The 22,910-nt window shown below is 66.7% G+C and carries 22 protein-coding genes and 4 pseudogenes; 18 read left to right on the plus strand and 8 right to left on the minus strand.

The features are described 5' to 3' along the window. Positions 1-207: 207 nt before the first annotated feature. Positions 208-1,788 (plus strand): winged helix-turn-helix domain-containing protein, encoded by a 1,581-nt coding sequence (locus EZH22_RS21700; protein WP_203192503.1) that lies wholly within the window; start codon positions 208-210, stop codon positions 1,786-1,788. A gap of 369 nt (positions 1,789-2,157) precedes the next feature. Further along, positions 2,158-2,691: a hypothetical protein gene (locus EZH22_RS21705; protein ID WP_203192504.1), complete on the plus strand. Its 534-nt coding sequence runs from the start codon at positions 2,158-2,160 to the stop codon at positions 2,689-2,691. A 66-nt stretch (positions 2,692-2,757) separates the two neighbouring features. Here the strand turns inward: EZH22_RS21705 and EZH22_RS21710 are convergent, their stop codons facing one another. Further along, positions 2,758-2,955, minus strand: coding sequence for a hypothetical protein (locus tag EZH22_RS21710; protein ID WP_203192505.1), 198 nt, complete (start codon positions 2,953-2,955; stop codon positions 2,758-2,760). 142 nt (positions 2,956-3,097) lie between these two features. On the opposite strand from EZH22_RS21710, the pseudogene EZH22_RS32945 reads away from it, so the two are divergent. From EZH22_RS32945 to EZH22_RS21720, 3 pseudogenes are all read left to right on the plus strand, one after another. Beyond that, positions 3,098-3,352 (plus strand): annotated as a pseudogene (locus EZH22_RS32945) (transposase); the annotation flags it as partial. A gap of 20 nt (positions 3,353-3,372) precedes the next feature. Next, positions 3,373-3,543: pseudogene (locus EZH22_RS32950) on the plus strand (transposase); the annotation flags it as partial. Positions 3,544-3,691: 148 nt separating this feature from the next. Next, a pseudogene (locus EZH22_RS21720) lies at positions 3,692-4,449 on the plus strand (IS5 family transposase). A 168-nt stretch (positions 4,450-4,617) separates the two neighbouring features. Here EZH22_RS21720 and EZH22_RS21725 read toward each other — a convergent pair. Next, positions 4,618-4,713: pseudogene (locus EZH22_RS21725) on the minus strand (IS5/IS1182 family transposase); the annotation flags it as partial. Between the two features lie 198 nt (positions 4,714-4,911). Between EZH22_RS21725 and EZH22_RS21730 the strand changes: the two are divergent. The 7 genes from EZH22_RS21730 (at position 4,912) to EZH22_RS21760 (ending at position 10,476) form a co-directional block, all read left to right on the plus strand. After that, entirely contained in the window at positions 4,912-6,108 is a 1,197-nt protein-coding gene (locus EZH22_RS21730; protein WP_203192506.1) for a CaiB/BaiF CoA transferase family protein, read from the plus strand. Between the two features lie 85 nt (positions 6,109-6,193). Then, the gene (locus EZH22_RS21735; protein ID WP_203192507.1) at positions 6,194-7,354 is read left to right on the plus strand and encodes an acyl-CoA dehydrogenase family protein; all 1,161 of its coding nucleotides are present in this window, start codon (positions 6,194-6,196) and stop codon (positions 7,352-7,354) included. Between the two features lie 26 nt (positions 7,355-7,380). Beyond that, positions 7,381-7,791, plus strand: a complete 411-nt coding sequence (locus tag EZH22_RS21740; protein WP_203192508.1) for a MaoC family dehydratase — start codon at positions 7,381-7,383, stop codon at positions 7,789-7,791. Further along, positions 7,784-8,218, plus strand: coding sequence for a MaoC family dehydratase (locus EZH22_RS21745; RefSeq protein ID WP_203192509.1), 435 nt, complete (start codon positions 7,784-7,786; stop codon positions 8,216-8,218). Before EZH22_RS21740 ends, EZH22_RS21745 begins: the two co-directional genes overlap by 8 nt. 23 nt (positions 8,219-8,241) lie before the next feature. After that, positions 8,242-9,174, plus strand: coding sequence for a dihydrodipicolinate synthase family protein (locus EZH22_RS21750; RefSeq protein ID WP_203192510.1), 933 nt, complete (start codon positions 8,242-8,244; stop codon positions 9,172-9,174). Between the two features lie 54 nt (positions 9,175-9,228). Further along, complete coding sequence (locus EZH22_RS21755; RefSeq protein WP_203192511.1) at positions 9,229-9,537, plus strand: DUF4286 family protein; 309 nt, start codon at positions 9,229-9,231, stop codon at positions 9,535-9,537. 24 nt (positions 9,538-9,561) lie between these two features. Continuing rightward, complete coding sequence (locus EZH22_RS21760) at positions 9,562-10,476, plus strand: LysR family transcriptional regulator (protein ID WP_203192512.1); 915 nt, start codon at positions 9,562-9,564, stop codon at positions 10,474-10,476. 12 nt (positions 10,477-10,488) lie between these two features. On the opposite strand, the gene EZH22_RS21765 is transcribed toward EZH22_RS21760, so the two are convergent. Next, positions 10,489-11,019, minus strand: a complete 531-nt coding sequence (locus EZH22_RS21765) for an ureidoglycolate lyase (protein ID WP_203192513.1) — start codon at positions 11,017-11,019, stop codon at positions 10,489-10,491. A 129-nt stretch (positions 11,020-11,148) separates the two neighbouring features. On the opposite strand from EZH22_RS21765, the gene EZH22_RS21770 reads away from it, so the two are divergent. Then, the gene (locus tag EZH22_RS21770) at positions 11,149-11,871 is read left to right on the plus strand and encodes a FadR/GntR family transcriptional regulator (RefSeq protein ID WP_203192514.1); all 723 of its coding nucleotides are present in this window, start codon (positions 11,149-11,151) and stop codon (positions 11,869-11,871) included. A gap of 44 nt (positions 11,872-11,915) precedes the next feature. Here the strand turns inward: EZH22_RS21770 and EZH22_RS21775 are convergent, their stop codons facing one another. Further along, the gene (locus tag EZH22_RS21775) at positions 11,916-12,659 is read right to left on the minus strand and encodes an HpcH/HpaI aldolase family protein (RefSeq protein WP_203192515.1); all 744 of its coding nucleotides are present in this window, start codon (positions 12,657-12,659) and stop codon (positions 11,916-11,918) included. Positions 12,660-13,470: 811 nt separating this feature from the next. Between EZH22_RS21775 and hydA the strand changes: the two genes are divergently transcribed. Beyond that, entirely contained in the window at positions 13,471-14,889 is a 1,419-nt protein-coding gene (gene hydA / locus EZH22_RS21780; protein ID WP_203192516.1) for a dihydropyrimidinase, read from the plus strand. A 129-nt stretch (positions 14,890-15,018) separates the two neighbouring features. Here the strand turns inward: hydA and EZH22_RS21785 are convergent, their stop codons facing one another. Both EZH22_RS21785 and EZH22_RS21790 read right to left on the minus strand, forming a co-directional pair. Continuing rightward, a complete protein-coding gene (locus EZH22_RS21785; protein ID WP_203192517.1) occupies positions 15,019-16,548 on the minus strand; it encodes an AMP-binding protein in 1,530 nt (509 codons plus the stop codon). A 132-nt stretch (positions 16,549-16,680) separates the two neighbouring features. After that, a complete protein-coding gene (locus EZH22_RS21790) occupies positions 16,681-17,529 on the minus strand; it encodes a dihydrodipicolinate synthase family protein (protein WP_231711565.1) in 849 nt (282 codons plus the stop codon). Positions 17,530-17,771: 242 nt separating this feature from the next. On the opposite strand from EZH22_RS21790, the gene EZH22_RS21795 reads away from it, so the two are divergent. The 4 genes from EZH22_RS21795 to EZH22_RS21810 all read left to right on the plus strand — a co-directional run bounded on the left by EZH22_RS21795 (position 17,772) and on the right by EZH22_RS21810 (position 21,331). Continuing rightward, entirely contained in the window at positions 17,772-18,167 is a 396-nt protein-coding gene (locus EZH22_RS21795; RefSeq protein ID WP_203192519.1) for a hypothetical protein, read from the plus strand. A gap of 40 nt (positions 18,168-18,207) precedes the next feature. Further along, positions 18,208-19,350 (plus strand): acyl-CoA dehydrogenase family protein, encoded by a 1,143-nt coding sequence (locus tag EZH22_RS21800; protein WP_203192520.1) that lies wholly within the window; start codon positions 18,208-18,210, stop codon positions 19,348-19,350. A 40-nt stretch (positions 19,351-19,390) separates the two neighbouring features. Then, positions 19,391-20,335, plus strand: a complete 945-nt coding sequence (locus EZH22_RS21805) for a dihydrodipicolinate synthase family protein (RefSeq protein ID WP_203192521.1) — start codon at positions 19,391-19,393, stop codon at positions 20,333-20,335. A gap of 291 nt (positions 20,336-20,626) precedes the next feature. After that, positions 20,627-21,331: a GntR family transcriptional regulator gene (locus EZH22_RS21810; RefSeq protein WP_203192522.1), complete on the plus strand. Its 705-nt coding sequence runs from the start codon at positions 20,627-20,629 to the stop codon at positions 21,329-21,331. A gap of 146 nt (positions 21,332-21,477) precedes the next feature. Here EZH22_RS21810 and EZH22_RS21815 read toward each other — a convergent pair whose 3' ends face one another. Then, entirely contained in the window at positions 21,478-22,314 is an 837-nt protein-coding gene (locus tag EZH22_RS21815) for an ABC transporter substrate-binding protein (protein ID WP_203192523.1), read from the minus strand. 24 nt (positions 22,315-22,338) lie between these two features. After that, positions 22,339-22,887: a MaoC family dehydratase gene (locus tag EZH22_RS21820; RefSeq protein ID WP_231711094.1), complete on the minus strand. Its 549-nt coding sequence runs from the start codon at positions 22,885-22,887 to the stop codon at positions 22,339-22,341. Positions 22,888-22,910: the final 23 nt, after the last annotated feature.

A 22,910-nucleotide genomic window follows, 5' to 3' on the forward strand; every position in this document is an offset into this window, starting at 1 on the left:
CGATCCACGCTCACGGCTCGGTTGCGTCGTGAGGGCAGAGTGCGGCGAGGCCGGCGCGAAGTCCTTGCGGCGAGGTTGGATTGATCTTGCTTTTACGTCCAAAAGGCGACGCGGAGCGGCCCAGTGGAAAAAGCTCCGTCGGCACCATGATATGAAGACCGACCGGAGAACTGTTTAGCTCTGCGGATCGGCTGATGGAGCGCTGGATTGAAGTATCATTTCGCAGATTGCGTTCTCGACCTCGATCGACGAGAGCTCACTCGTGGGTCGCAGCCGGTCGCCGTCGGACCGCAGGTCTTCGACCTGCTGGTGCATCTCGTCGAGAACCACGAACGGGTCGTGAGCAAGGACGGTCTGCTCGATGCGGTCTGGAACGGCCGCATCGTCTCCGAATCCACGCTGTCCAGTCACATCAACGCGGTGCGCAAGGCGATCGGCGACAGCGGCGCCGAGCAGCGCCTCGTGCGCACCGTCGCCCGCAAGGGCTTCCGCTTCGTCGGCGATGTCATAGAGGTCCGGCAACCGGACGCGTCCGGCGAGGTGGGGATCGCGCAGAGACTCAGCATACCGGAAACGACGGCCGCGATGGCGCACAAGCCTTCCATCGCCGTCATGCCGTTCCAGAATCTCAGCGGCGATCCGGAACAGGACTATTTCGCCGACGGCATGGCGGAAGAGATCATCACTGCCCTGTCGCGGGTGCGTTGGCTGTTCGTCATCGCGCGCAATTCGAGCTTCGCCTTTCGCGGTAGCCCCGTCGACGTGAAGCAGATCAGCCGCGACCTAGGCGTTACCTATGTACTCGAAGGCAGCGTGCGCAAGGCCGCAGACCGCATCCGCATCACCGGCCAGCTCGTCAATGCCAGCACCAATGGCTATCTGTGGGCCGACCGCTTCGAGGGGCCCCTCGACGACATCTTCACGCTGCAGGACCGTATCTCCGGCAATGTCGTCGGCGCCATTGCCCCGCAGATGGAGCTGGCGGAGATCGAGCGTGCGCGGCGCAAGCCCACCGAAAATCTCAACGCGTATGACTGCTATCTGCGTGGCCTCGCGCATCTGCACCGTGGCGGCAGGGAAGCCGTCGGGGAAGCACTGCCGCTGTTCCGCAAGGCGATCGAGCTCGATGCCGAGTTCGCGCCGCCTAAGGCAATGGCCGCCTGGGGTTACTTCTGGCGCAAGATCAATGGCTGGACGACCGATTCCGCACTGGAGACCGCCGAGGGCACAGCCCTCGCCCGTGACGCCGTGGAACTCGGCCGGGACGACGCGGTGGTGCTTGCGAGGGCCGGCCATGCGCTCGCCCATCTCGCGGGCGAGTTCGACAGCGGCATCGCCCTTCTCGACAGGGCGCTGTTCCTCAATCCCAACCTGGCGCCGGCCTGGTTCCTCGGCGGCTTCCTGCGGGTCTGGCACGGCGAGCCGGAAGAAGCGATCGATTATTTCGAGCACGCCATGCGCCTGAGCCCTGTCGATCCCGAACTCTACCGGATGCAGGCCGGGATCGCGATGGCGCATCTCTTCGCCGGCCGTTTCGAGGCCGCGTCGCTATGGGCGGACCAGGCCCAGCAGAACCTGCCGAGCTTCCTCATGGCCGTGGCCACCGGCGCAGCCAGTCAGGCGCTGTCCGGCCGTACAGAGGACGCCCGCCGGACCATGGATCGTTTACGTGAGCTCAGCCCTGCGCTGCGCCTCTCCTCCCTGAAGGACTGGCTGCCGATCCGCCGGCAGGAAGATATCGCCCTGTTCGCCGACGGCCTGCGCGAAGCCGGCCTTCCCGACCAGTGAGCCGAAATGAACGAAGCTACGGCCAGTCACAGCTTCAGCATTCGTTCCATGACAGCACACTGCCCATCTGATCGACGCGAACCGCGGCGCCGCGCCAAGCCCATTTTTCGGACGTTCCTAGGTCGTAGCAATTTCAAGAACATAGGTGTTCGCGGTTTCGATCTGGCCGGCGCGCCAGCACTTTCAACGCTTTAAGCGGATTTTGGTTGGAATTGTCGACTATTCGTCGAGTATCCTTCCTTGGTCTCTATTGGATTGCGACAGCCAGTTTGGCCTAAATTTCCAACTGGCAATGGATTCCACCTCCTGGTTTCCGTAACGGAATGTCGCGGCACGACGGCGATTGGCACTGCTGCGGGGTTCGGAGCGATGGCTATCGAGGATGAGGAAGCTGCGCAGCTGGAGGCGATGAGACGCTTCAGCGAAAAGGCAGAAGAGTTAAGATCGAATTTCGAAGAGCGCTTCCTTGACGCCCTCCCCGGCAATCACTCCCCTGCAGAATCGGTTCTTTTAGCCCATTTAATGACGTGCACCGATGGGTATGAAGACGTCAGATTTATTCGTGACTGGAACAGGCGAGCTAAATTTGGAAGCGAGACAATATTTGCATATCTACCAGATCTGACCTCTATTCGTGATAGAGCCACATTCGCCTTCGAATGCCTCCATGGAGAGTTATCTAACCAGTTGTCTATCGTGATTGACTTCATCAATCCTGACGAGCGCCTTCCAGTAAAAGTAGATAACGATAGCCGACTTCGATCGTTCGGATTTAGAGTCCTCCAGTTCACTGAATTTGAGATTTTTAATGCAACTGATGCCTGCAGAGAGCGAGTAGAAGGAGTTCTATACGATATGCGATCTGACGTTTGGTTGGGAGCAGAGTCCGCAAAATCCTCCTGACGAGCTAAATTCCTTCAGACCCCCTTCACGCGGCCGGCTTTGGCCTCGCGAATGACGGTCACCACGTCACCCCGCGGCCTCTTCCACCACTGCTGCAGCGTCAACATGAGCTGTTCCTGTGCCGCCGGCGCTGGCCATCTGGATGATCGGGGAGAAGACCGGCGCGATGGTGTCGCCCATGCGCATGGCGAGGGCGCTTCGGCCGCCGTTGAAGGTGTGGCGGGGGTCGTCCCGACGCAGGACTTCCTCGTCCAGCTCCAGCACCGCCGGCCGTTCGCGCGGGCCGAACGGTCACAAATCCGGCGCGCTTACCGTTGGATATCATGGGCACCGTCCTTTTGGACCATTTTGGCACCCGGCGTGCTGGGCGCAACGGCGCAGATCGACTCACTCATCCTCGCGGGACTTGACGAGATCGCCCCGGCGCGCAGGTGGGTTGCCGCCCTCGCTGCACGAGTTCGTGCCGGCTGGGCACGTGGCTCACTTCATCCGTGACACGGTGCGGGAGGCGATGGATCTCTCTGCCATTCGCCACACTTACACCGAGGAACGCGGCTACCCGCCCTATCATCCCGGCATGATGGTGGCGTTGCTTCTCTACGGCTACAGCCAGGGCCTGTATTCCTCGCGCCAGCTCGCCCGCGCCTGCGAGGAACGGGTCGGCTGAAGCGGGCCGGCCGCAGGAGCCGCTACCGGCTCAGAAGACAGGTGGTCGAGCCGGTGTTCGGGCAGATGAAGCAGGCCAGAGGCTTCCGCCAGTTCCTGCTACGTGGCCTCGATCAGGTTCGAGGCGAGTGGGCAATGATTTGCACCGCCCACAACCTCTTGAAGCTGGCTCAGGTCGCCCGCTGATCCCGGCAAGCAGGCTTCGTCCCACCGGATCCCGCCATCGACCACGGCCTCCAAACTCATTACTCGGACACGCTCCTAGGCGGTGGCCCCATAAATTTGCGTGTCGGCCGATGTCGTGATTCAAGCTCCCGAACCGGGAGCCTGATAGATGCGCCGCCACGAGTTGACTGACGAGGAATGGGCGATCATCGCCTCGCTGCTGCAGAACAAGGTGCGCGGTGTTGCGCGGGTAGGCGACCGCAGGGTGATCAACGGCATTCTCTGGCGCTTTCGGACCGGAGCGCCGTGGCGGGATGTGCCGGAGCGCGATGGACCTCGTACAACCCTGTACAACCGTTTCGTGCGCTGACGGGCGGCCGGGGTCTGGGACCGGTTGCTGGAGGCGGTCTCGTCCGCCTATGACGGCGACATCGTGATGATCGACTCATCCTGCGTTCGCGTGCACCAGCATGATGCCGCGATCAAAAAGGGGCGACGACGATCGTTGCATGGGGACGCTCCCGGGGCGGCCTGACCACCAAGATCCATGCCCTGGTCGATGCCGAGGGTCGACCGATCCATCTCCTGCTCACCGCCGGGCAGGCGGGCGACGCGCAGGCGGGGCGGGAGTTGCTGGCCCGCCTCCCACCGGGCGGCATCCTTCTCGCCGACAAGGCCTACGACCCCGACGCCATCCGCGCCGAGACGGCGGAGCGCGGCGCATTTGCCAATGTGCCGCCACGTGTCATCCGCAAGCGCACCTTCGCCTTCAGCCCCTGGCTCTACCACCAGAGAAACCACATCGAGCGCTTCTTCAACCGCATCAAGCAGATGCGAGGCCTCGCAACGCGCTACGACCGCCGCCCGGACAACTTCCTTGCAGCCCTCAAGCTCGCCGCAGCTCGCATCTGGATCAATGCCGAATGAGTTCGCTGCCTAAGGCGCATGGAGTCGTTCTCGTGAAGCTGCGGCCAAAGATTGCCGACGGCAATAGCCGGTCCCGATCCTCTCAAAGGGATCGGGGGATGTCTGGCTCTATGAAGGGTTTCGGATGTCGGCCCCATCACGGCGGTGGTGGCGGTCCCGCGGGCCGGCGGTGCCCGGCTTGCCGCGGTCGGTCGGGTTCGGGCCGATCGCGTCGCCCCCTTTGGCGGGAACGGAGGAGGCATCGATGCTGGCGCGGGAGCAGTCGCAGCCGAAGATCGCGCTGTCGACTGCGAGGCAGCATTGGATGCCGTCGCACGTCAAACTATATCTAAAATAGATAGTTACTCCCTTAAATTTCATAGCTATCGCTAGTGCCGCTGCAGCGAGGCCACCGCTACTGTCGTTCGCGGATCATCCGGTCGCCTCCGTGGCTTCCGGTTCGCCTTTCCCGGAGGACGAAGCGTGTCGCTGCTCAAGGGCGTTCGTGTCATCAGCTTTAATCACTTCCTCGCCGGGCCCCATGCCGCGCAGATGCTGGGGGACATGGGCGCGGACGTGATCGCCGTGGAGCCCCTGGACGGCGCCTTCCAGCGCAACTGGGCGGTGGCAGGGCACTTCGTGGCGGGCGAGAGCGTCAACCACCTGAATACCGGCCGCAGCAAACGTTCTATCGCTCTCGATCTGAAGAGCACCGCGGGACGCGCCATCGCCGAGCGCCTTGTGGCCGGCGCCGATGTGGTGATGGAAAACTTCCGCCCCGGCACCATGACCAAGTTCGGCATGGGGCCGGAGGAGCTGCGTGCGCGCTATCCGCGCCTCATCTACGCCTCCGCCACCGGCTTCGGCGCCACCGGCCCCTTCGCCCACAGGCCGGGGCAGGACCTCCTGCTTCAGGCTATGTCCGGCCTTGCCGCCCACACCGGCCCGGCCGAAGGGCCGCCCGTGCCGCTGGGCTCGGTGGTGATCGATCACCACACCGCCGTGCTTTGCGTGCTGGGCATCGTCGCGGCGCTGTTCGCCCGGGAGCAGACCGGCGACGGCCGCCGGGTGGACGTGAGCCTGCTCCAGGGCGCCATCGACCTTCAGGGCGAGCCCCTGACCGCCTGGTTGAATGGAGCGCCCCACGACGGCCCCCGCGCGCCGCAGGGGGTGGCAAGCTGGTTCTCCTCCGCCGGCCACGGCATTCACTGCACCGCAGACGGCTGCATCGCCATCTCCATGGCCGCGCCGGCGGTGCTCGCCCGCGCCCTCGACCTGCCGGAACTAGCCGAGGTCAGCCCCGAGGCCATGCTGAAGGAGCGCGCTTACTACAACCGGCTGATCGTGGCCCAGCTCGCGACCCGCACCACCGCCGCGTGGCAGGCGGCGCTGGACTCCGCTGGCGTCTGGAATGCGCCGGTGGAGGATTATGACGCCGTTCGCGAAAATCCGCAACTGGCCCATCTGGGCGCCTTCCAAACGGCGATGAGCTCCGGCGGCGCGGAGGTCACCTTCGTATCCCACCCGGTGCAATATGACGGCGCCACCCTGCCCATCACCCGCGTGCCCCAGCCTTTGGGGGCTCAGACCCGGGAGATCCTGGCCGAGGCCGGCTATGCCACCGACGAGATCGAGACCTTCCTGAAGGACGACGTGGTGCGCACGGCCCCCGCCGCCTGACCCCCGCCGGCCCGGAGTTTCCGAACGCGCGCGGCATCGCCGCCCCGCGCGAACCCTTCTTCTTTGCCGTTGAGGACCCCGAGGCATGGACTTTTCCCTCTCCGACGAGACCCGCATGGTGGTCGATACGGTCCGCCGCTTTGTGCGCGACAAGGTGCAGCCGCTGGAACAGGAGACCGAGGAACTGGGCCGCGTGCCGCCGGACAAGCTGGCGCCCCTGAAGGCGGAGGCCATCGCCCTCGGCCTTTATGCCCTCAACATGCCGGCGGAGGTGGGCGGCGGCGGCCTGTCGGTGCTCGACATGTGCCTGGTGGAGGAGCAGCTCGGCCAGACCTCCGATGCCCTCATCCGGCGGGTGTTCGGGCAGGTCTATCCCATGCTGATGGCATGCACGCCGGCCCAGCGGGCGGTCTATCTGGCGCCGACGATCACCGGAGAGAAGATCTGCGCCATGGCCATCACCGAGCCCGGCGCCGGCTCGGATGCCGCCTCCATCACCACCACCGCCCGCCTGGAGGATGGCCACTGGGTGCTGAACGGCAGCAAGCATTTCATCTCTGACGGCGACATTGCGGACTATGTAATCGTGATGGCCGTGACCGATCCGGAGAAGCGGGCCCGCGGCGGCATTACCCTCTTCCTGGTGGATCGCGATGCTCCGGGCTTCTCGGTCTCCCGGGTGCAGCCCATGATGGGCCATCGCGGCTATGGCCATGCCGAGCTCGTCTTCGACGAATGCCGCATCCCCGAGGCCAACGTACTCGGCGAGGTGGGCGGCGGCTTCAAGCTGATCATGTCCAGCGTCAGCGGCATCCGGCTCGGCCACATCGGCGCCCGCGCGGTGGGCATGGCCCAGCGGGTGCTGGAGCTGATGCGCGCCCATGCGAGCACCCGCAAGCAGTTCGGCCAGCCCATCGGCGACTTCCAGATGGTGCAGCAGATGATCGCCGACAGCGCCATGGAGATCTATGCCACGCGCATGATGGTGCTCAATTGCGCCTGGGAGATCGACCAGGGCCTCGACCCGCGCGAAAAGGTGTCGATGATCAAGGTCTATGCCTCGGAGATGCTCGGCCGCGTCGCCGACCGCGGCATCCAGATGTTTGGCGGCTATGGCTTCTCCAAGGATCTGCCGCTGGAACGCATCTACCGGGATTGCCGGGTGACGCGGATTTATGACGGCACCTCCGAGATCCACCGGATGCTGATCGCCCGCTCCATCATCCGCAACGGCCTCACGCTCTGAGCCCGGCCGCAAGGAAGGATCCCACCATGACCAACGCTCCGGCCATCGGACAGGACATCCGCTTCTCCAAGACCATGACGGTGGCCGAGCAGGCCCTCTTCACCGGCATCAGCGGCAATCTCGGCGGCCTCTACGTGGACCGCACCAAGGCGCGGGACGCCGGCCTCGCCGACATGGCCGTGTTCGAGCTCGCCGCCTCGGCGCTGCTCACCACCTGCCTGTCCCGCCTCGCCGGCCCGGCCCACCGCATCGCCAATTTCTCGGTCTCCTTCGCCCAGGCGGTGCCTGTGGGCACGACGATTGCTGCGAAGGCGACCGTCACCAGCCTCGATGCCGTCGGCGCGCTCACCTGCGCCCTTGAGGCCTCCGCGGGCGAGGCGGTGCTGATCCGCGGCACCGCGCGCCTCGTGCCGGTCTCCGGGGGCGCCGATGTATGAGATCAAGCACTTTGCAGAGCTGAAGGTCGGCGACCGCGTGCGCGTATCGAAGACCGTGACGGAGGCCGACGGCAGCCTCTACATCGCCGCCACCGGAGACTTCGGGCCGGTCCATATCGATGAGGCCTTCGCCTCCGGCACCAGATTCGGCCAGCGGCTGGCGCCCGGCATCATGGTCGCGGGGCTCTGCACCAGCGTGCTGACGGCGGAGCTCGCCGGCATTCTCGGTGTCTCCATCGAGGACCGGTTCTGGTTCACCGGCCCGGTCTTCTATGGCGACACCATCACCATCGACGTGTGGATCGCCGAGCGGGACGAGGCCACCCGCACCCTCACCTGGGAAGCTTCCGCCGTGAACGAGGCGGGCCAGGAAGTTCTGAAGGCCCGCGCCACCCTGAAATTTCCCCGCCCCCGCCCGGTCGCCTGAGAGAGCCCCCGAGAAACCTGCATATGAGCGAAGCCACCTTCCCCTTCGGCGGCATCTACGCCGCCACGATCTGTCCCTTGGATGCCTCCGGCGCCATCGATGCGGAGGTGCTCCACGCCCATCATGCCGCCGTCCTCGCCACCGAGGGCATGGCGGGCCTGCTCGTGAACGGCCATGCCGGCGAGAATTTCGCTCTGGAGCGGCAGGAGTTGGCCCAGGTGGTGCGCACCGCCCGCGCGGTGGCCGGCAGCCGGCACAAGGTGGTCGCCGGCATCAATTGCGAACGCTCCGATATGGCGGCGCGCATGGCCGAGGATGCCGCGGCGGCCGGGGCCGATGCGGTCATGGTGTTTCCCCCCTTCTCCTGGGCATTGGGCGCAGACGATGGCGCCATCGTCACCCACCACCGGATGATCGCGCGCGCCGCGGGCGTGCCGATGATGCTATTCCAGGGCGCTGTGGGCTCGGGCAAGACCGCTTTCCGGCCCGAGGTGCTGGCGCGGCTTCTGGAGATCGAGAGCGTGGTGGGCATCAAGGAAGGCAGCTGGGAAACGGCGGCCTATGACGCCACCCGCCGGCTGACCCGCCGGCTGCGCCCGGACGTTGCGGTGATGGCCTCCGGCGACGAGCACCTTTTCCCCTGCTTCGCCCTCGGAAGCGACGGCAGCCTCGTGAGCCTCGCCGCCGTGGTGCCGGAGCTGATCGTCGCCCTCGACCGCGCCGTCGCGCGCGGGGACATGGCCGCCGGCCGGGCCCTGCACGAGCGGCTCTACCTTCTCGGCCGCGTAGTCTATGGCGCGCCCGGCCATCTGGCGACGATCCGGCTTAAAACCTGCCTCCGCCTGCTGGGCCGGCTCGCGTCCATCCGCTGCCGCCCGCCGGTGGATACCCTGCCGGAGACCGAGGTGACCCGGCTGCGGGAGGCCCTCGCCGCCGCGGGGCCTCTTTGCGCCTGATCCCAGGCCTGGAAACACCACGCAAGGAGCCCGCCCCATGACCCGCACGCCCCCATGATCCATATGGTGATGGTGGATATCGCCCCGGAGCAGGAAGCCGCGTTCAACGAATGGTATGAGAACGTGCACATCCCTGAGATCCTCGCTTGCCCCGGCTGGCGCGCGGCGACGCGGCGGCTGGTGGACGAGGGCGGGCCGAAATATGCCGCGCTCTACGAGATCGATGGTCCCGAGGTCTACGACACCCCAGAGTTCAACGCCATCAAGGGTTTTGGACCCTTTACGGCGTTCGTGACCAACTTCCGCCGCATCCGCCTGAAGCCGATTCCCGGTCGCCCTGGCGATTGGGTCGTGGCATCCTGACCGTCAAGGGACTGCTTCCCGCTTATGGGCTTCATGAACCTCCGCCAGCTCGAAGTGTTCCGGGCCGTGATGCGCTGCCGCACCACGGTCGGCGCGGCGGAGGAACTGGGCATGTCGCAATCGGCGGTGTCCAACGCCATCCGCCACATGGAAGACCTGCTCGGCTTTTCCCTGTTCGAGCGGATCTCGAACCGGCTGGTGCCGACCGATGAGGCGCGGCTGCTGCTGGAGGAGGCGGAACCGCTGTTCCTGCATCAGCGCGCCGTCGCCGAGCGGGCGGCCGACCTGAAGGCCGGCCGGGCCGGGCGCATCCGGCTCGTGGCCACCGCGGAGCTCTCGGAAACCCTGCTCCCCCTCGTCATCCCGCGCTTTCTGGCTGGACGCCCCGGGGTGCATGTCTCCCTCGACACCCGGCCGCTGGTGAGTGTTCTGGAAGCGGTGGAGACCGGGCTCGCCGACATCGGCGTGGCCATGGAAGCCGACGGTCGCCACGGGATCGAGGTGAAGCCGGTGGCGGAACTCGCCGCCGTGGCCATCTGCCGGGCCGATGATCCGCTCGCCGACTTGCCTGTCGTGACCCCGATGGATCTGGCGCAGGGGCCCTTCGTTGCCCCGCGTCCCGACAACCGTATCGGTCTTCTGATCGCGGAAGCCTTCCGCCGCGCGGGCGTGCCTTATCAGCCCGCCATTGACGTGCGTTTCCTGAACGTCGCAGCCCGTCTGGTGCAGGAAGGCTGCGGCGCCACGATTCTCGATGAGATCACGGCGTTCGCCAGCCGGTTCGATGCTCTGGTGGTGCGTCCGTTCAAGCCCGATATCCGGCTGAGGCTGCAAGCCGTCCTGCCGCGCGGCCGCGCGCTGTCGCGTCTGGCACAAGATTTCCTCGCGGTATTGGAAACCGAGACGCGGTCCCGTCTCGCCGGTCTGACCCGGAGCTGACCTTGGGCGGCATCAGCCGGCCAGATCGACCACCAAAGGTCGCGGCAGGGGCTCCACCACGGTGTCCGGCCGGCTGCCGCGCCACATGGCCATGAGGAAACGGCCGGGGGCGCTCGCCGTGGTGAGGCCGGCATGCCAGACGCCGGCATCATAGAGGATGGCCTGCCCCGGCGCGCCGAGGAAGGCCGCCAGCGAGTGTGGATCCGGCCGCCCATCCGGGCCGGCCAGCGCCACCACAACTACGGGACGGGATTCGCTGATCGGAAGGAAGATCTGCGCGGTGTAGGGATGAGCCTCCAGCTCGGTGATGGTCGCCGGCAGCGCCATTGGCCGCACGTCAAAATGCGACAGGCACAATTGCGGCGCGGTTTCGCGATGGGCCAGACAGGTGAGCAGATCCGTCCGGTCGGCGTGGCCGAGGTTCACCGTATAGGTCGCGTCCGTTACCAGCACTTGTCCGAAGCGACGGAACGCGTCGGCCGTCAGCGGCCGCAGGACGTGCGCGCTGGCCTCCGAGACCGGCACGCCTGTATCGGAACTCATAGGCCTGTTCTTTCATCGTGGGGACGGGCAGAGCGGGCTGCCGGTGCGCGGGAACAAATCGTCTAGACTTACCAGTCTGACCAGTTTTAACTGGTATGCATAACGCAGTCGGCCCGGCGGCCCGTGAGGATGCAGGCGCGGCGCGCGAAGCGGAACATGAGTGTGCTGAAGAAAGCGACCCAACCGATCCCGATTCGCACCGCAGAGGCCATTCAGGCGCTGATCCGCGAGCGCGGGCTGAAGGCCGGCGATGCGCTCCCCGCCCAGCGGCAACTGGCCGATCATCTCGGGGTGTCACGCCCGTCGCTCCGGGAAGCGCTCTCCATTCTGGAGACCCTCGGGCTCATCAGCGTGGAGGCGGGCCGCGGCGTCTATGTGATCGATCCGGCCACCCGGGCCGCAGCTCCGGCGCAATGGCGCTACAACCAGCTTTTCAGCCTGCGCGACGTCTACCAGACCCGGCTTGCCATCGAGGGGCTGGCGGCCGCCCTCACCGCCGCGACGATCCATGGCGGTGTGATCGCCGAATTCGACGCCATCAGCAGCGTCATGGATGCCGCAGCCGAGCGGCGCGACGGCCTGGCGCTCGCCGACGCCGACACCCGCTTCCATGACCTGATCTTCTCGTTGTGCGGCAACGCCATGTTCCAGAAGCTCTATCAGGACATCCGTACCGTGTTCGTGGAAAGCCAGCGCATTCCCATGACCGAGCGCGAGCGACTGAGCGAAACGGCCGCCGAGCATCGCCGGGTGCTGGAAGCCTTCGCCGCCCGCCAACCGGAGGCGGCTCGGCGGGCGATGGAGAGCCACATCCTCAATTCTGCCGCACGGGCCGGCCTCACCATCCTGTGAAACCGCGGCGGCCGGCCGCGCCCGCCCCATCCGCCAGTCTCTCGTCATGACGCGGCTCGAGCGGCAAGGGCCGCGACCAGTGCCGTTCCGCCGTCGACCAGCAGGTTGATGTCGTTGGTGGCGATCACCGTCTTTGCCCCCAGCGCAAAGGCATGGCTGGGGAGCAGCGATTCCGGTACGCCGATGACCGAGAACTCCTTGCTGGCGGCGGCCGCCGCGGTGGCGATGCGGGCGAAGGCGTCGCGCACCCGCTCATGGCCCACATCGCCGGGATGTCCAAGGCTTACCGCCAGATCGTTGGCGCCCACCATCAGCGCGTCGATGCCGGGAACGGCCGCGATCGCCTCCGCGTCCGCCAGTCCCTCGGCGCTTTCGATCATCGCCGTAACCCGGACCTCGGCCTCGCAGCCGGCCATGAGCGTCTGCGGATCGACGGCCCGAAAGCCGAAGATGGCCAGCGGACTCGGCACGGAGCGGTTGCCCGCCGGCGCAAAGCGGGTGCGCTCGGCGATCCGGCGCGCCTGAGCCGCACTGTCCACGTGGGACACGATCACCCCCGTGGCACCACAGTCGAGCACCCGGGCAAGGTCGGGATGGTCCGGCCCACCCACGCGAACCTCCACCGGAAAGCCGCCCATGCGCCCGGCAAGGCAGAGCGCGGTCACATCCCCGATGGCAAGTGCGCTGTGCTCCATATCCGCCACCAACAGGTCGAAGCCGGCCGTGCGGGCGACGCTCACCACCTCTACGCTGCGAAAGACACAGGCGGCCAGACCAAATCGGGGCATCTGAAGTTCCTCGCGAACAGCACGGGCGACGGACGGGACACCTGGGCCGGCAGCTCGCCTCATGCGCGCGCCGGAAAGACCGGAAAGAATAAAACCTGACGGGCGGCTGGAATGACGCTCCACGCACGGCGGAAGACGAGAGGTCCGTTTCCAACGGCGCTGCCCGATCTCAAACAGAGATCACGGCCGCATCACGCTCGGAAAGCGCACGACAAGGGAAAGAACCTGACATCCGACATCCCTGCACCCGACTCGCGTGGAATTCCGATGCAAAATTAACAATATGATACCTAAACTCCGAACATAGATTGAATATATACTCCATAAATACTTATTATATTCAGGACATATCGCCGCCGAGAGCGGCATTATCCCGAAACTGAACGACAATGAAGGAAAATACAATTCAGAACATCATCTGGTCTGACCAGATTTTCATAAGACTCCCTTCGGGGCAAGGCGCTTTTTTGGGCACCCCCATGGGAGCGAGCCCCAGCGGCCAAGCGGTGGCAAGCCAATCTGCTGACATATAAATATTTTCTCGTCCTTTCCCTCGTCCTCCTCCTCATTTGACAGGCCAGACCAGCTCAAGGTGCGGCAACATCCAGGTGTGTGTTCGGGCCACCATCTCGTCTGAAAATCCGCATCTGCCCAGTCTCGCGGCGTCGGTGACTGAAACTTCGCCAGTCCCTGATCTGGACCGGAAGGGCGCGATCCGCTCACACTGCCGCGGACTGGCCCGCTCCCCTTTCGTTCCGCCCGCGCCTCCCAACCGCCTGGAGCCGGCTGGCCCTCTTGCGGAGACCCAACCTTGCCCGAGTTCGATCTCGCCATTCGCGGCGGCACCATCGTGACCGCCGCCGACACAATGAAGGCCGATATCGGCATTCGCGATGGCCGCATCGCCACCCTGTCCGCCTCCGTCACCGGCGCCGCGCGCGAGATCGACGCCACCGGCCTTTTGGTGCTGCCGGGTGGCATCGACAGCCATGTCCACATCTCCCAGTATCAGGGACCGGACATCTCCATGGCCGATGATTTCGCAAGCGCCACCGCGGCGGCGGCGGCCGGCGGCAACACCTGCGTGATGCCGTTCGCGCTCCAGCAGCGGGGCACCTCGCTACGCCGGTGCGTGGAAGAGTACCGGGCGCTGGCGGAAGGCCGGTGCATCATCGATACCGCCTTCCACCTGATCATTTCCGACCCGACGCCGGAGGTGCTGGGGCAGGAACTCCCGGCGCTCGTCAAGGATGGCTACACGTCGTTCAAGGTGTTCATGACCTATGACGATCTGGTGCTGAACGACCGTCAGCTCCTGGAGGTGTTCGAGGTCGCCCGGCGCGAGCAGGCGCTGGTCATGGTCCATTGCGAGGGCTATGACGCCATCCGCTACATGACCGAGCGGCTTGAACGCTCCGGCCAAACCCGTCCCTTCTTCCACGCGGCCTCCCGGCCGCAGGTGGTGGAACGCGAGGCCGCCCACCGCGCCATCAGCCATGCCGAACTGGTGGATGTCCCGATCGTGATCGTGCACGTTTCCGGTCGCGAGGCGATGGAACAGGTGCGCTGGGCGCAGCAGCGCGGCATGAAGATCTATGCTGAGACCTGCCCGCAATACATCACCCTGACGGCGGAAGACCTGGATGGGCTCAACATGGAGGGGGCGAAATATGTCTGCTCCCCGCCGCCGCGGGATGCGGACAGCCAAGCCGCCATTTGGGAGGGGCTGACGCAGGGCGTGTTCCAGACCTTCTCGTCGGATCACTGTCCGTTCCGCTACGATGCCGTGGACGGCAAGCTGAACCCAAAGGCACGCACCTCCTTCCGTTGGGTTCCGAACGGCATTCCGGGCGTGGAGACGCGCCTGCCGATCCTGTTCTCGGAAGGGGTATCGAAGGGCCGAATCTCGCTGCAGACCTTCGTGGCGCTGACCGCCACCAACCATGCGCGCCTGTACGGCCTTTATCCGCAGAAGGGCTCCATCGGTGTCGGCTTCGATGCCGACATTACCCTGTGGGATCCAGCCAAGCGCGAAACCATCCGGCAGGAGATCCTCCATCACGGCGCCGACTACACCCCGTGGGAAGGCTTCGCTGTGACGGGTTGGCCGGTGATGACGCTCTCCCGGGGCGTCGTGGTCGCCGAGGATGGCAAGGTGACCGGGACCGCCGGGCATGGGCAGATCCTGTCGCGGGACATTTCCGACTTCGCCCGGCCGCGGGGGCTGTGAGCGCCCACGGCCCCGGGGCGCGATCGGGGCCGACGCTCGGGTCCTGCCCGCCCGGTCCTGCCCGCCGGTCCCGGGCGGGAGACCGGCTACGGCCATGCCGAGGTCGGGCGGCGGCGCACGCCCGGTCCATCAGCCGGTGTGCTGCTCTTCCGCCGCCTGCACCATCCGCCGCTTCACCTTGCCGAAGCCGTCCCGTGGCAGGGCGGCCACAACGGAGAGGCTCTTCGGCAGTTCATCGGCCGCGAGCAATCCGGCGCAGTGCCGGCGCACGTCAGCCAGCGTCACCGGAGCGGCGGGATCGGCCGGCTCTATCACCACATGCACGCGCTGGCCCCAGTCGCGGTCATCAAGGCCCACGGCCACCACATCGCGCACCCCCGGGCAGGACAGCACGGCCGCCTCCACCTTCTCGGGATGCACCTTCACGCCGCCGGAGTTGATCACATCGTCCCGCCGGCCGGCGAGATGGACATAACCGTCGCCATCCACGAAGGCCATGTCGCCGACGCTCACGAAGCCGTCCGCGTCCTCGCGGGAAGCCACGCCGGGGTCGAGATAGCGAACCCGCGCTTCCGGGGCCACATGGCCGTCGCGGCGCATGAAGAGCTCGCCGACTTCGCCCGCAGGCAGCAGCGCGCCGGCGGCGGCGTAAATCCGCGCCGCGCTCTGGAAGGGGCGGCCGACGGAGCCGCGATGACCCAGCCATTCGGTGCCGGTGATGATGGTCTGGCCAACATTCTCGCCGGAGCCGTACATCTCCGTCACCCGCGCCGGACCGAGGCGCTCGATCCAGGCCGCCTTGAGCCAGCCCGGGCAGGGTGCGCCGGTGTGGTACAGCGCCTCCAGCGAGGCGAGGCTGCGCGGGCGCCGGGCATCTGCATCCAGCATGCGCACCATCATGGTGGGGACCACCATGGCGAACCCGACGCCGAAACGGTCGATGGCATCGAGCGCAAGGTTCGCGCCGAAGGCCTCCAGCACCACGAGATGATGTCCCTCGAACAACCCCATCTGCGCCCAGGTGAGCGGCGCGTTGTGGGACATGGCGCCCGCCACCAGTTGCACCTGGTCGGCCCGGAAGCCGAGCGCCGGCGCCACGTCCCCCCAGGGCCGGCCGGGCACGAAGCGCCAGGGTAGATCGTCGGCCATCAGTTTGGAGACGCCGGTGGACCCGCCGGAGAGCAGGATCTTGCCCGGCCGCGATACCTGGTCGGGCACGACCGCCTCCGCCCGATTGGCGACGTCCTCCCAAAAGCCGGGCAGCGGCGCTACCCGGTGATCTTCCGGGACCACGGCGGGGGGCACGACGACGAGCGCCGCCTTCGCGCGGTCCCACATGCCGGCCAGGATGGCGGCCGGCTGGCGGTGATCGAAGGCCAGCACGGTCCCACCCATGCGCCACACGCCCAGGACGAGGGCGATGTGGGCGAGCCCGTTGGGCAGGCCGATGCCCACCACGCTGCCCTGCCCGAGGCCCCGACCCATGAGGGCGCCGGCGATCCGGTCCACCAGGCGGTCGAGGGCCTCCCAGCCGATGGGCTGGGCTGTGCCGTCCGGGGACAGCACCGTGATGGCCGTGGCGCTGCCGCGCGCGCGGGCATGGCCGCGTAGGCGGGCGCCGAAGGTCACGGACGCATCGGCAGGGTCGGGAGCGATCATGGTGCGGAAACCCTCGGAGACGAAACGGGGCGAAAGGGCAAGGGCTGGGCGAAGGGCGCCAGAGCGCCGGCCTGTCGCGGAATCCACCGGGGCGCCCGGAGAGCCCGAGGCTGGCGCATCCCGCCCACAGGGTCAAACGAGGCAGAGGCTTTCCAGCACGGCCTTGAGGGGCGCGCTCCGGTCTTCCGGAAGGGGGAGGCGGGGCGCGCGCGGCGGGCCGCCCGGCTGGCCGATCATGCCGAGGGCCGCTTTGGTGGCGGACACATAAAGGTCGCCGGCCAGTGCATCCAGCAGCGGGGCGACGCGGTCGGCGATCGCCCGGCCGCCGGCGAAGTCGTTCTCGACGACGGTGCGGGTGTAAAGCTCCGCCGAGAGCGCTGGGGCAATGTTGGAGAAGACGGAGACATAGCCCGCCGCGCCCACCCGGTAGCTCTCCCACGGATGATAGCCGGAAAACACGGTCATGCGGTCGCCGCACAGCCGGATGATCTCCGCCGTGCGCGGCACGCTGCCGCTCGATTCCTTGATGTAGGAGACGTTGTCGATCTCCGACAGCCGGGCGACCAGCCGCGCCGGCAGGTCCACATTGGACGTGAAGGGGTTGTTGTAGATCATGATCGGAATGTGGATCGCCGCGGCGATCGTCCGGTAATGAGCATAGATCTCGTCCGTCGTGGGCGAGGAATAGAAGGGCGGGATGATCATCACGCCGTCGGCGCCGATGCTTTCCGCCTCCCGTGTCAGTTCGACCGCCTCGTTCGTCCACTCGGCCGCGGTGCCGATGAGGACAGGCACGCGCCCGGCGGCGGCCTCCACCACGATCTCGCCCACCCGGCGGCGCTCGGCGCGGGTGAGCGACAGGAATTCACCGGTGGAGCCGAGCGGAATGAGGCCGTGGACCCCCTCGCGCACCTGCCAGTCCACAAAGCGGGCGAGCCCCTCCGCGTCCAGGCGCCCATCGGCTGTGAACGGGGTGACCATCACGGTGAAACTGCCTCGGAAGGACGTCACGGCACAAGCTCCGGCATGGGGCGAAAAGGGGCCCGCATCCTGCGGACTCGCGGGACGCTATCCGCCAGGCAGTGGGCACGAGATTATTATTTGATCTGACATATGCAGATCAAGTTGACATCTGATCATATTTTTAGCCAATCAATGTTCAGATGGCAGGAGCGGCGCGGCAGCGTCGGCCCTCTGCCGGAGCCTTTGCGCAGGACCCCGCCATGCCCTTCCTCGAAGTGAATGACTTTCCCGGCGCGGACGGGCGCGCGCCTGTCGCCCGGGCTGAAGCCGCCCGGCACATGACCGCGGTATTGGCCCGATGCTGGGGCATCGATCCGGCCATCATCTCCTGCTATTTCCAGCTGTCTCCCGCCGATGCCTACGCCCATGCGGGCGAGATGCCGGCGCCGGCGGATACGCGGCGGATCTTTGTGAAGCTGCATGCCATCGCCCGCACGGCAGACATGCGGCGGATGGCCGCTGCGGCCGTTACCCGCGCTGCGGCGCAGAGCTACGACGTCCCGGAAAAGGCCGTCGTGATCTATTTCTTCGAGCGCACGGTGAGCGAAATCGCCCATGGCGGCGTGCTCGAAGGCGGCACGAGCCACATGACTTGATCAAATCATAGCCTTTTTGGAATTCGGGAGATCAAAGACCGTGCATCGCTTGCTCACCGGCGACCAGCGCCTCGTCATCGACACGGCCCGCCGCTTTGCCGAGGCCGAGATCTTGCCGGCCGCCGCCGCCATCGACCGGGACAACCGCTTCCCGCGGGAGCTGTATCGCGGGCTGGCGGAGCTCGGCCTGTTCGGCATCGGTCTCGCCGAGGAGAAAGGCGGCGCCGGGATGGACGCGGCCACCGCCTGCCTGGTGATGGAGGAGATCGCCCGCTGCTCAGGCGCCGTGGGCAATGCCTTCGCCATTCCGGTGGAGGCCGCGCGCTTCCTCGCCGAACATGGCGGCCCGGTACATCAGGCCCTCGTGCCGGGTGTGCTCGCCGGCGATGTCATCGTCGCCACCGCCGCGACCGAACCGGATTACGGGTCCGACGTGGCGGGCCTGCGCACCCAAGCGGTGCGTGACGGGGACGATTATGTGATCACCGGCACCAAGGCCTGGGTCACCTTCGGCGAGATCGCCCATGTGGTGCTGGTGTTCGCCAAGACCGACCCGCAGGCGGGCCAACGCGGCCTCAGCTGCATCATGGTGGAGACCGATCGCCCCGGCATCAGCCGCGGCAAGGCCGAGGAGCTCTTGGGCATGCACGGCCTAGCCGAATGCGGCCTCAGCTTCGATGGCGTGCGGGTGCCCGTCGCCAACCGTCTGGGGCCGGAGAACGGCGCCTTCAAGATGGCCATGGCCAACTTCAACTTCTCGCGGTTGATGATGGCCTCCATGGCGCTCGGCATGGCGCAGGCCGGCCTTGAGGATGCCCTGGCCTATTCCCAGAGCCGCATCCAGTTCGGCGCGCCCATCGCCAGCTTCCAGGCAGTTCAGTTCATGCTGGCGGACATGTCCACGGAGATTTCCGCCGCGCGCCTGCTCATCCAGCACGCCGCGCGGCTGATGGATGCCGGCCACGAGATCGCGCGGGAGGCAGCGGAGGCCAAGCTGTTCGCCACCGACATGGCCAACCGCGCCATCTCCAACGCCCTCCAGATCCATGGGGGGAATGGCTATTCCCGCGCCTATCGGGTGGAGCGGCTCTACCGGGATGTCCGCCTCTCCCAGATCTATGAAGGCACCAACCAGATCCAGCGGCTGATCATCGCCCGCCAGCTCGCCCGCGCGCACGGCTGAGCCCGGCGCCCGCCCGCCCCACCGACGCAAGGAGCCCGCCTTGACCCGATCTGTCGACCTGTCCGGCGTCACCGTCGCCACCATCCTGCCCTTTCACGACGATTTCTCCATCGACTGGGCGAGCTATGAGCGGGTGCTGGCCTATTGCACCCGGCCGAAGGGCATTCGCGCCGTCTTCGTCAACGGCCATGCCGGCGAGGGCGCGACCCTTAACGATGCCGAGCGCATCGAGGTCATCCGCCGCACCCGTGCCTTCATCGGCCCGGACGTGCCGCTCCTGAGCGGCATCATCGCCTGGTCCACCGCCGAGGCCGTGGCCCAGGCACAGATGGCAGAAGCGGCCGGCGTGGATGCCGCCGTGCTTTTTCCCCTGCCGCAATTCTCCGGCGGCGCGGGTACGGACCCGCGCTATGCGCTGGACTATGTGGACAGCGTGCTCGCCGCCACCTCTTTGCCCCTCTCCATCTTCCAGCAGCCGGTGGCGTCGGGCTACGGCTTCTCCTCCGCTATTCTCGGCGAACTGGTCGCCCGTCCGCGCGTGATCGCGGTGAAGGAAGGCAGCGGCGACATCGGCCTCTATGAGGACAACCTGCGCCGCATCAAGGCCGTCGCGCCGGGCTGCTACATGCTGCCCTCCAACTATCACTGGCTGGTGGCGCAGGTGGCCATCGGCGCGGACGGCATCCTCTCGGGCATGGCGAGCCTCATTCCAGACCTCCTCAGCGACCTCTGGTCCGCCGCCGAGGCCGGCGACCTGCATACCCTGCGGGCGCTGAACGACCAGCTCTACCCCATCGTGCGCACCATCTACGGCGCCCCGCCGCTGATCGAGATGCATACGCGCATCAAGGTGGCGCTTCAGCATCTGGGTCTGATCGCCTCCGCCGTGCCCCGCCGACCGCTGCTGCCCGTGCCCGCCGACGTAGCGGCGCGCGTGGGCCAGACCGTGGATGCCGCCGGCCTTGCCCGTCTCCTCTCCGCCTGATCGGCGCGGGATGCCATTCAAACGCGGCTGGGCCGGCGCCCCATCCCCTTACAAGCCCTTCGGTCCAGGGTGTAAGAGCCTGTTTGGGAAATCGGCGGCTGAGGGCCGTCGAGGGATTTTTGGCGATCCGGCAGGAGAAAGCGCCGGCGCGATGCCGCGCATCGGGCCAAGCTTTCGACGAGCCGGGCGCCGGAAAGACCCGGCGGACCGACCCGTCCGACGTTTCCAAACAGGCTCCAAGGACCGAGGCGGCCGGTTTCGTCCGCCCGTCCCTTCCGTCCGGTGGCTCCCATGACACTTTCCCCCCGCTCCGCCCGGCAGACCCCGGCCGGGGAAAATGGCGAGGACGCCGCCAGCAATTCGGTCGAGCAGGCCTGCCTGCTGATCCGGCAGGACATTCTCTCGGGCCATTACGCGCCGGGCGCCCGCATCAAGGTGGCGGATCTTTCCAGCCGCTTCGGCTTCTCGGCCATGCCCCTGCGCGAAGCCCTGCGCAAGCTGGAAGGCGAGGGGCTGGTGGAAATCGAGCCCAATCGCGGCGCCACGGTTCGCAAGCTTGATCGCAGCTTCATCGAGGATCTGTTCGAGCTGAACGCCGAATTGCAGTTGCTCGCCATCCGCCGCTTCCTGCGCGTGATGACGCTGGACAAGCTCGACGAACTGGAGGCGCGGGCGACGGCCTATGCGGAGGCCGTGGCGGCGGGCGACCGGGAGCGCGGCGTGCGTCTCAACCGGGACCTGCACGCCCGCATGGTGGAGTTCGGCGGCAATCGGGAGGCGCTGCGCATGTTCCTGCGCGGCTGGGAACTCATCGGCGCCTTCCGCCTGCGTTTCGGCTACGGACCGGGCCGCGAGCGCGGCCTGGTGCGCGAGCACCGGCTGCTGCTGGATGCGCTGCGCCGGCAGGACCTCCAGATGGCCGAAGCCATCATTCGCATGCAGCAGGCCGCCGTGCTGGAGGACCTGTTCGCGCAGCTGGGCGACGAGGGACGCTGACCGGCGTCCGGTTCGCCAGCATCTGGCGAAGTCCCTGCCTGGCTTGCCGCGGGCCGGAACGGAGCCCGTGACGCGGAAGGCGGGGAGCGGAAAGGCGGCTGCCATTCCCCGGCTTCATGGCCGGGAGGATGGCAGCCGCCCCCAGATCACTGCGCCGGGCCGGGCCCGCGGATGGCGAAGTTGCGGTCCTTCAGGCGGGTCATCTTGAAGGTGTCGAAGAGCTTGTCATAGGTGCCGTCGGCATTGAGCTCGACGAGCGCCTTCACCACCGCATCCGCCAGCGTGCGGTCGATGAAATCGATGGTGATGTCGGTGCCGTTCAGCCCCTGCACCTTGATCTTGGCCAGGCCCTTTTCCTCGAGCACGCGCGCAGTCTCATCGATGTTGATGCCGGCCTCGACCTGACCGGCCTTCAGGGCGGCGGTGGTCTCGGACGCCGTCTTGAAGGAGCGGAACTCGATGGGCTTCATGCCGGCGGCGACCATCTTCTCATTGAGGAGCTTGGCCTGCTTCTCCTGATAGGTCCCCGTCTCGATGCCCACGGTGTGGCCGGCCAGATCTTCGAACTTGGCGATCTCCAGCTTGCTGTCAGGCGACGTGTAGATGCTCACCGCCTGCTGGGCATAGGGAATCATGAACATCAGCTTCGAGCGCTCCTCGGTCCAGAACATGCCCGTGTCGATGCCGTCGAAGCGCTTGGCCTTCAGCGCGGGAAGCATGGAGGGCATGTCCATGCGCACGAATTCCATGTCCAGGCAGAGCTTCTTGGCGATGGCCTTGCCGAGTTCCACGTTAAGGCCTCGAAGCTCGCCCTTCTCATCTATGAACTGCTGCGGCGGCAGGGTGGGATTGGTGGACATCTGCAGCTTGCCGGGTGTGACCAGGTGGTCGGCCGAAACCTTGGGCGTGCAGTCTGCGGCGGTGGCCGCCTGGGCGGCACCGAGGGCGCCGAGCAGGACGGAGAGAGCCATGAATTTGCGCATTGGGGAAGCTCCGGTTCCTTGCGGTTAGTCCTGGTTTGCGTTTGGACGCATGATCACGAGGGCCGCGTGGATGGCGCTCACCACCACGCGCCCGGCCTGGTCGAGGAGCAGCACGTCCTCGGTGACGACGCCGCGGTCCCCCCGGGAGGCGGGTCGCTTGGCGGTGAAGGCAAACTCCACATGCACCGTGTCGCCAGCCACCACCGGCGCGCGGAACTTCACCGCATCCCAGCCGAGGGAGGCGACCGAGGTATGCTCGTAAAGGCCGCTCGCCGTCTTCAGCCCCTCCATGATGGAAAGGCAGAAGAGCCCATGGACGATCACGTCGGCAAAGCCCTGGCTGCGGGCGTAGGCGGCGTCGGTGTGAAGGGGATGGTGGTCGCCCGTCACCGCGCAGAAAGCGGCGATGTCGGCGGCCGAAATGGTGCGCGCCGGCGTGCGATACCGCGCGCCGATCTCCACGTCCTCGTAATAAACGTCGCGCGGGATCTGCGCCCGGACCGGAGTTGAGCTCATGGTGGTTCCAGTCCGGTCCGTCCCGCCGGTCAGCGAGAGGGGCTCGACATCTGACATGGGTGGTCCTTCCGGCACCAACG

This window comes from Xanthobacter dioxanivorans (genome assembly GCF_016807805.1).
GTDB classification, from domain to species: domain Bacteria; phylum Pseudomonadota; class Alphaproteobacteria; order Rhizobiales; family Xanthobacteraceae; genus Xanthobacter; species Xanthobacter dioxanivorans.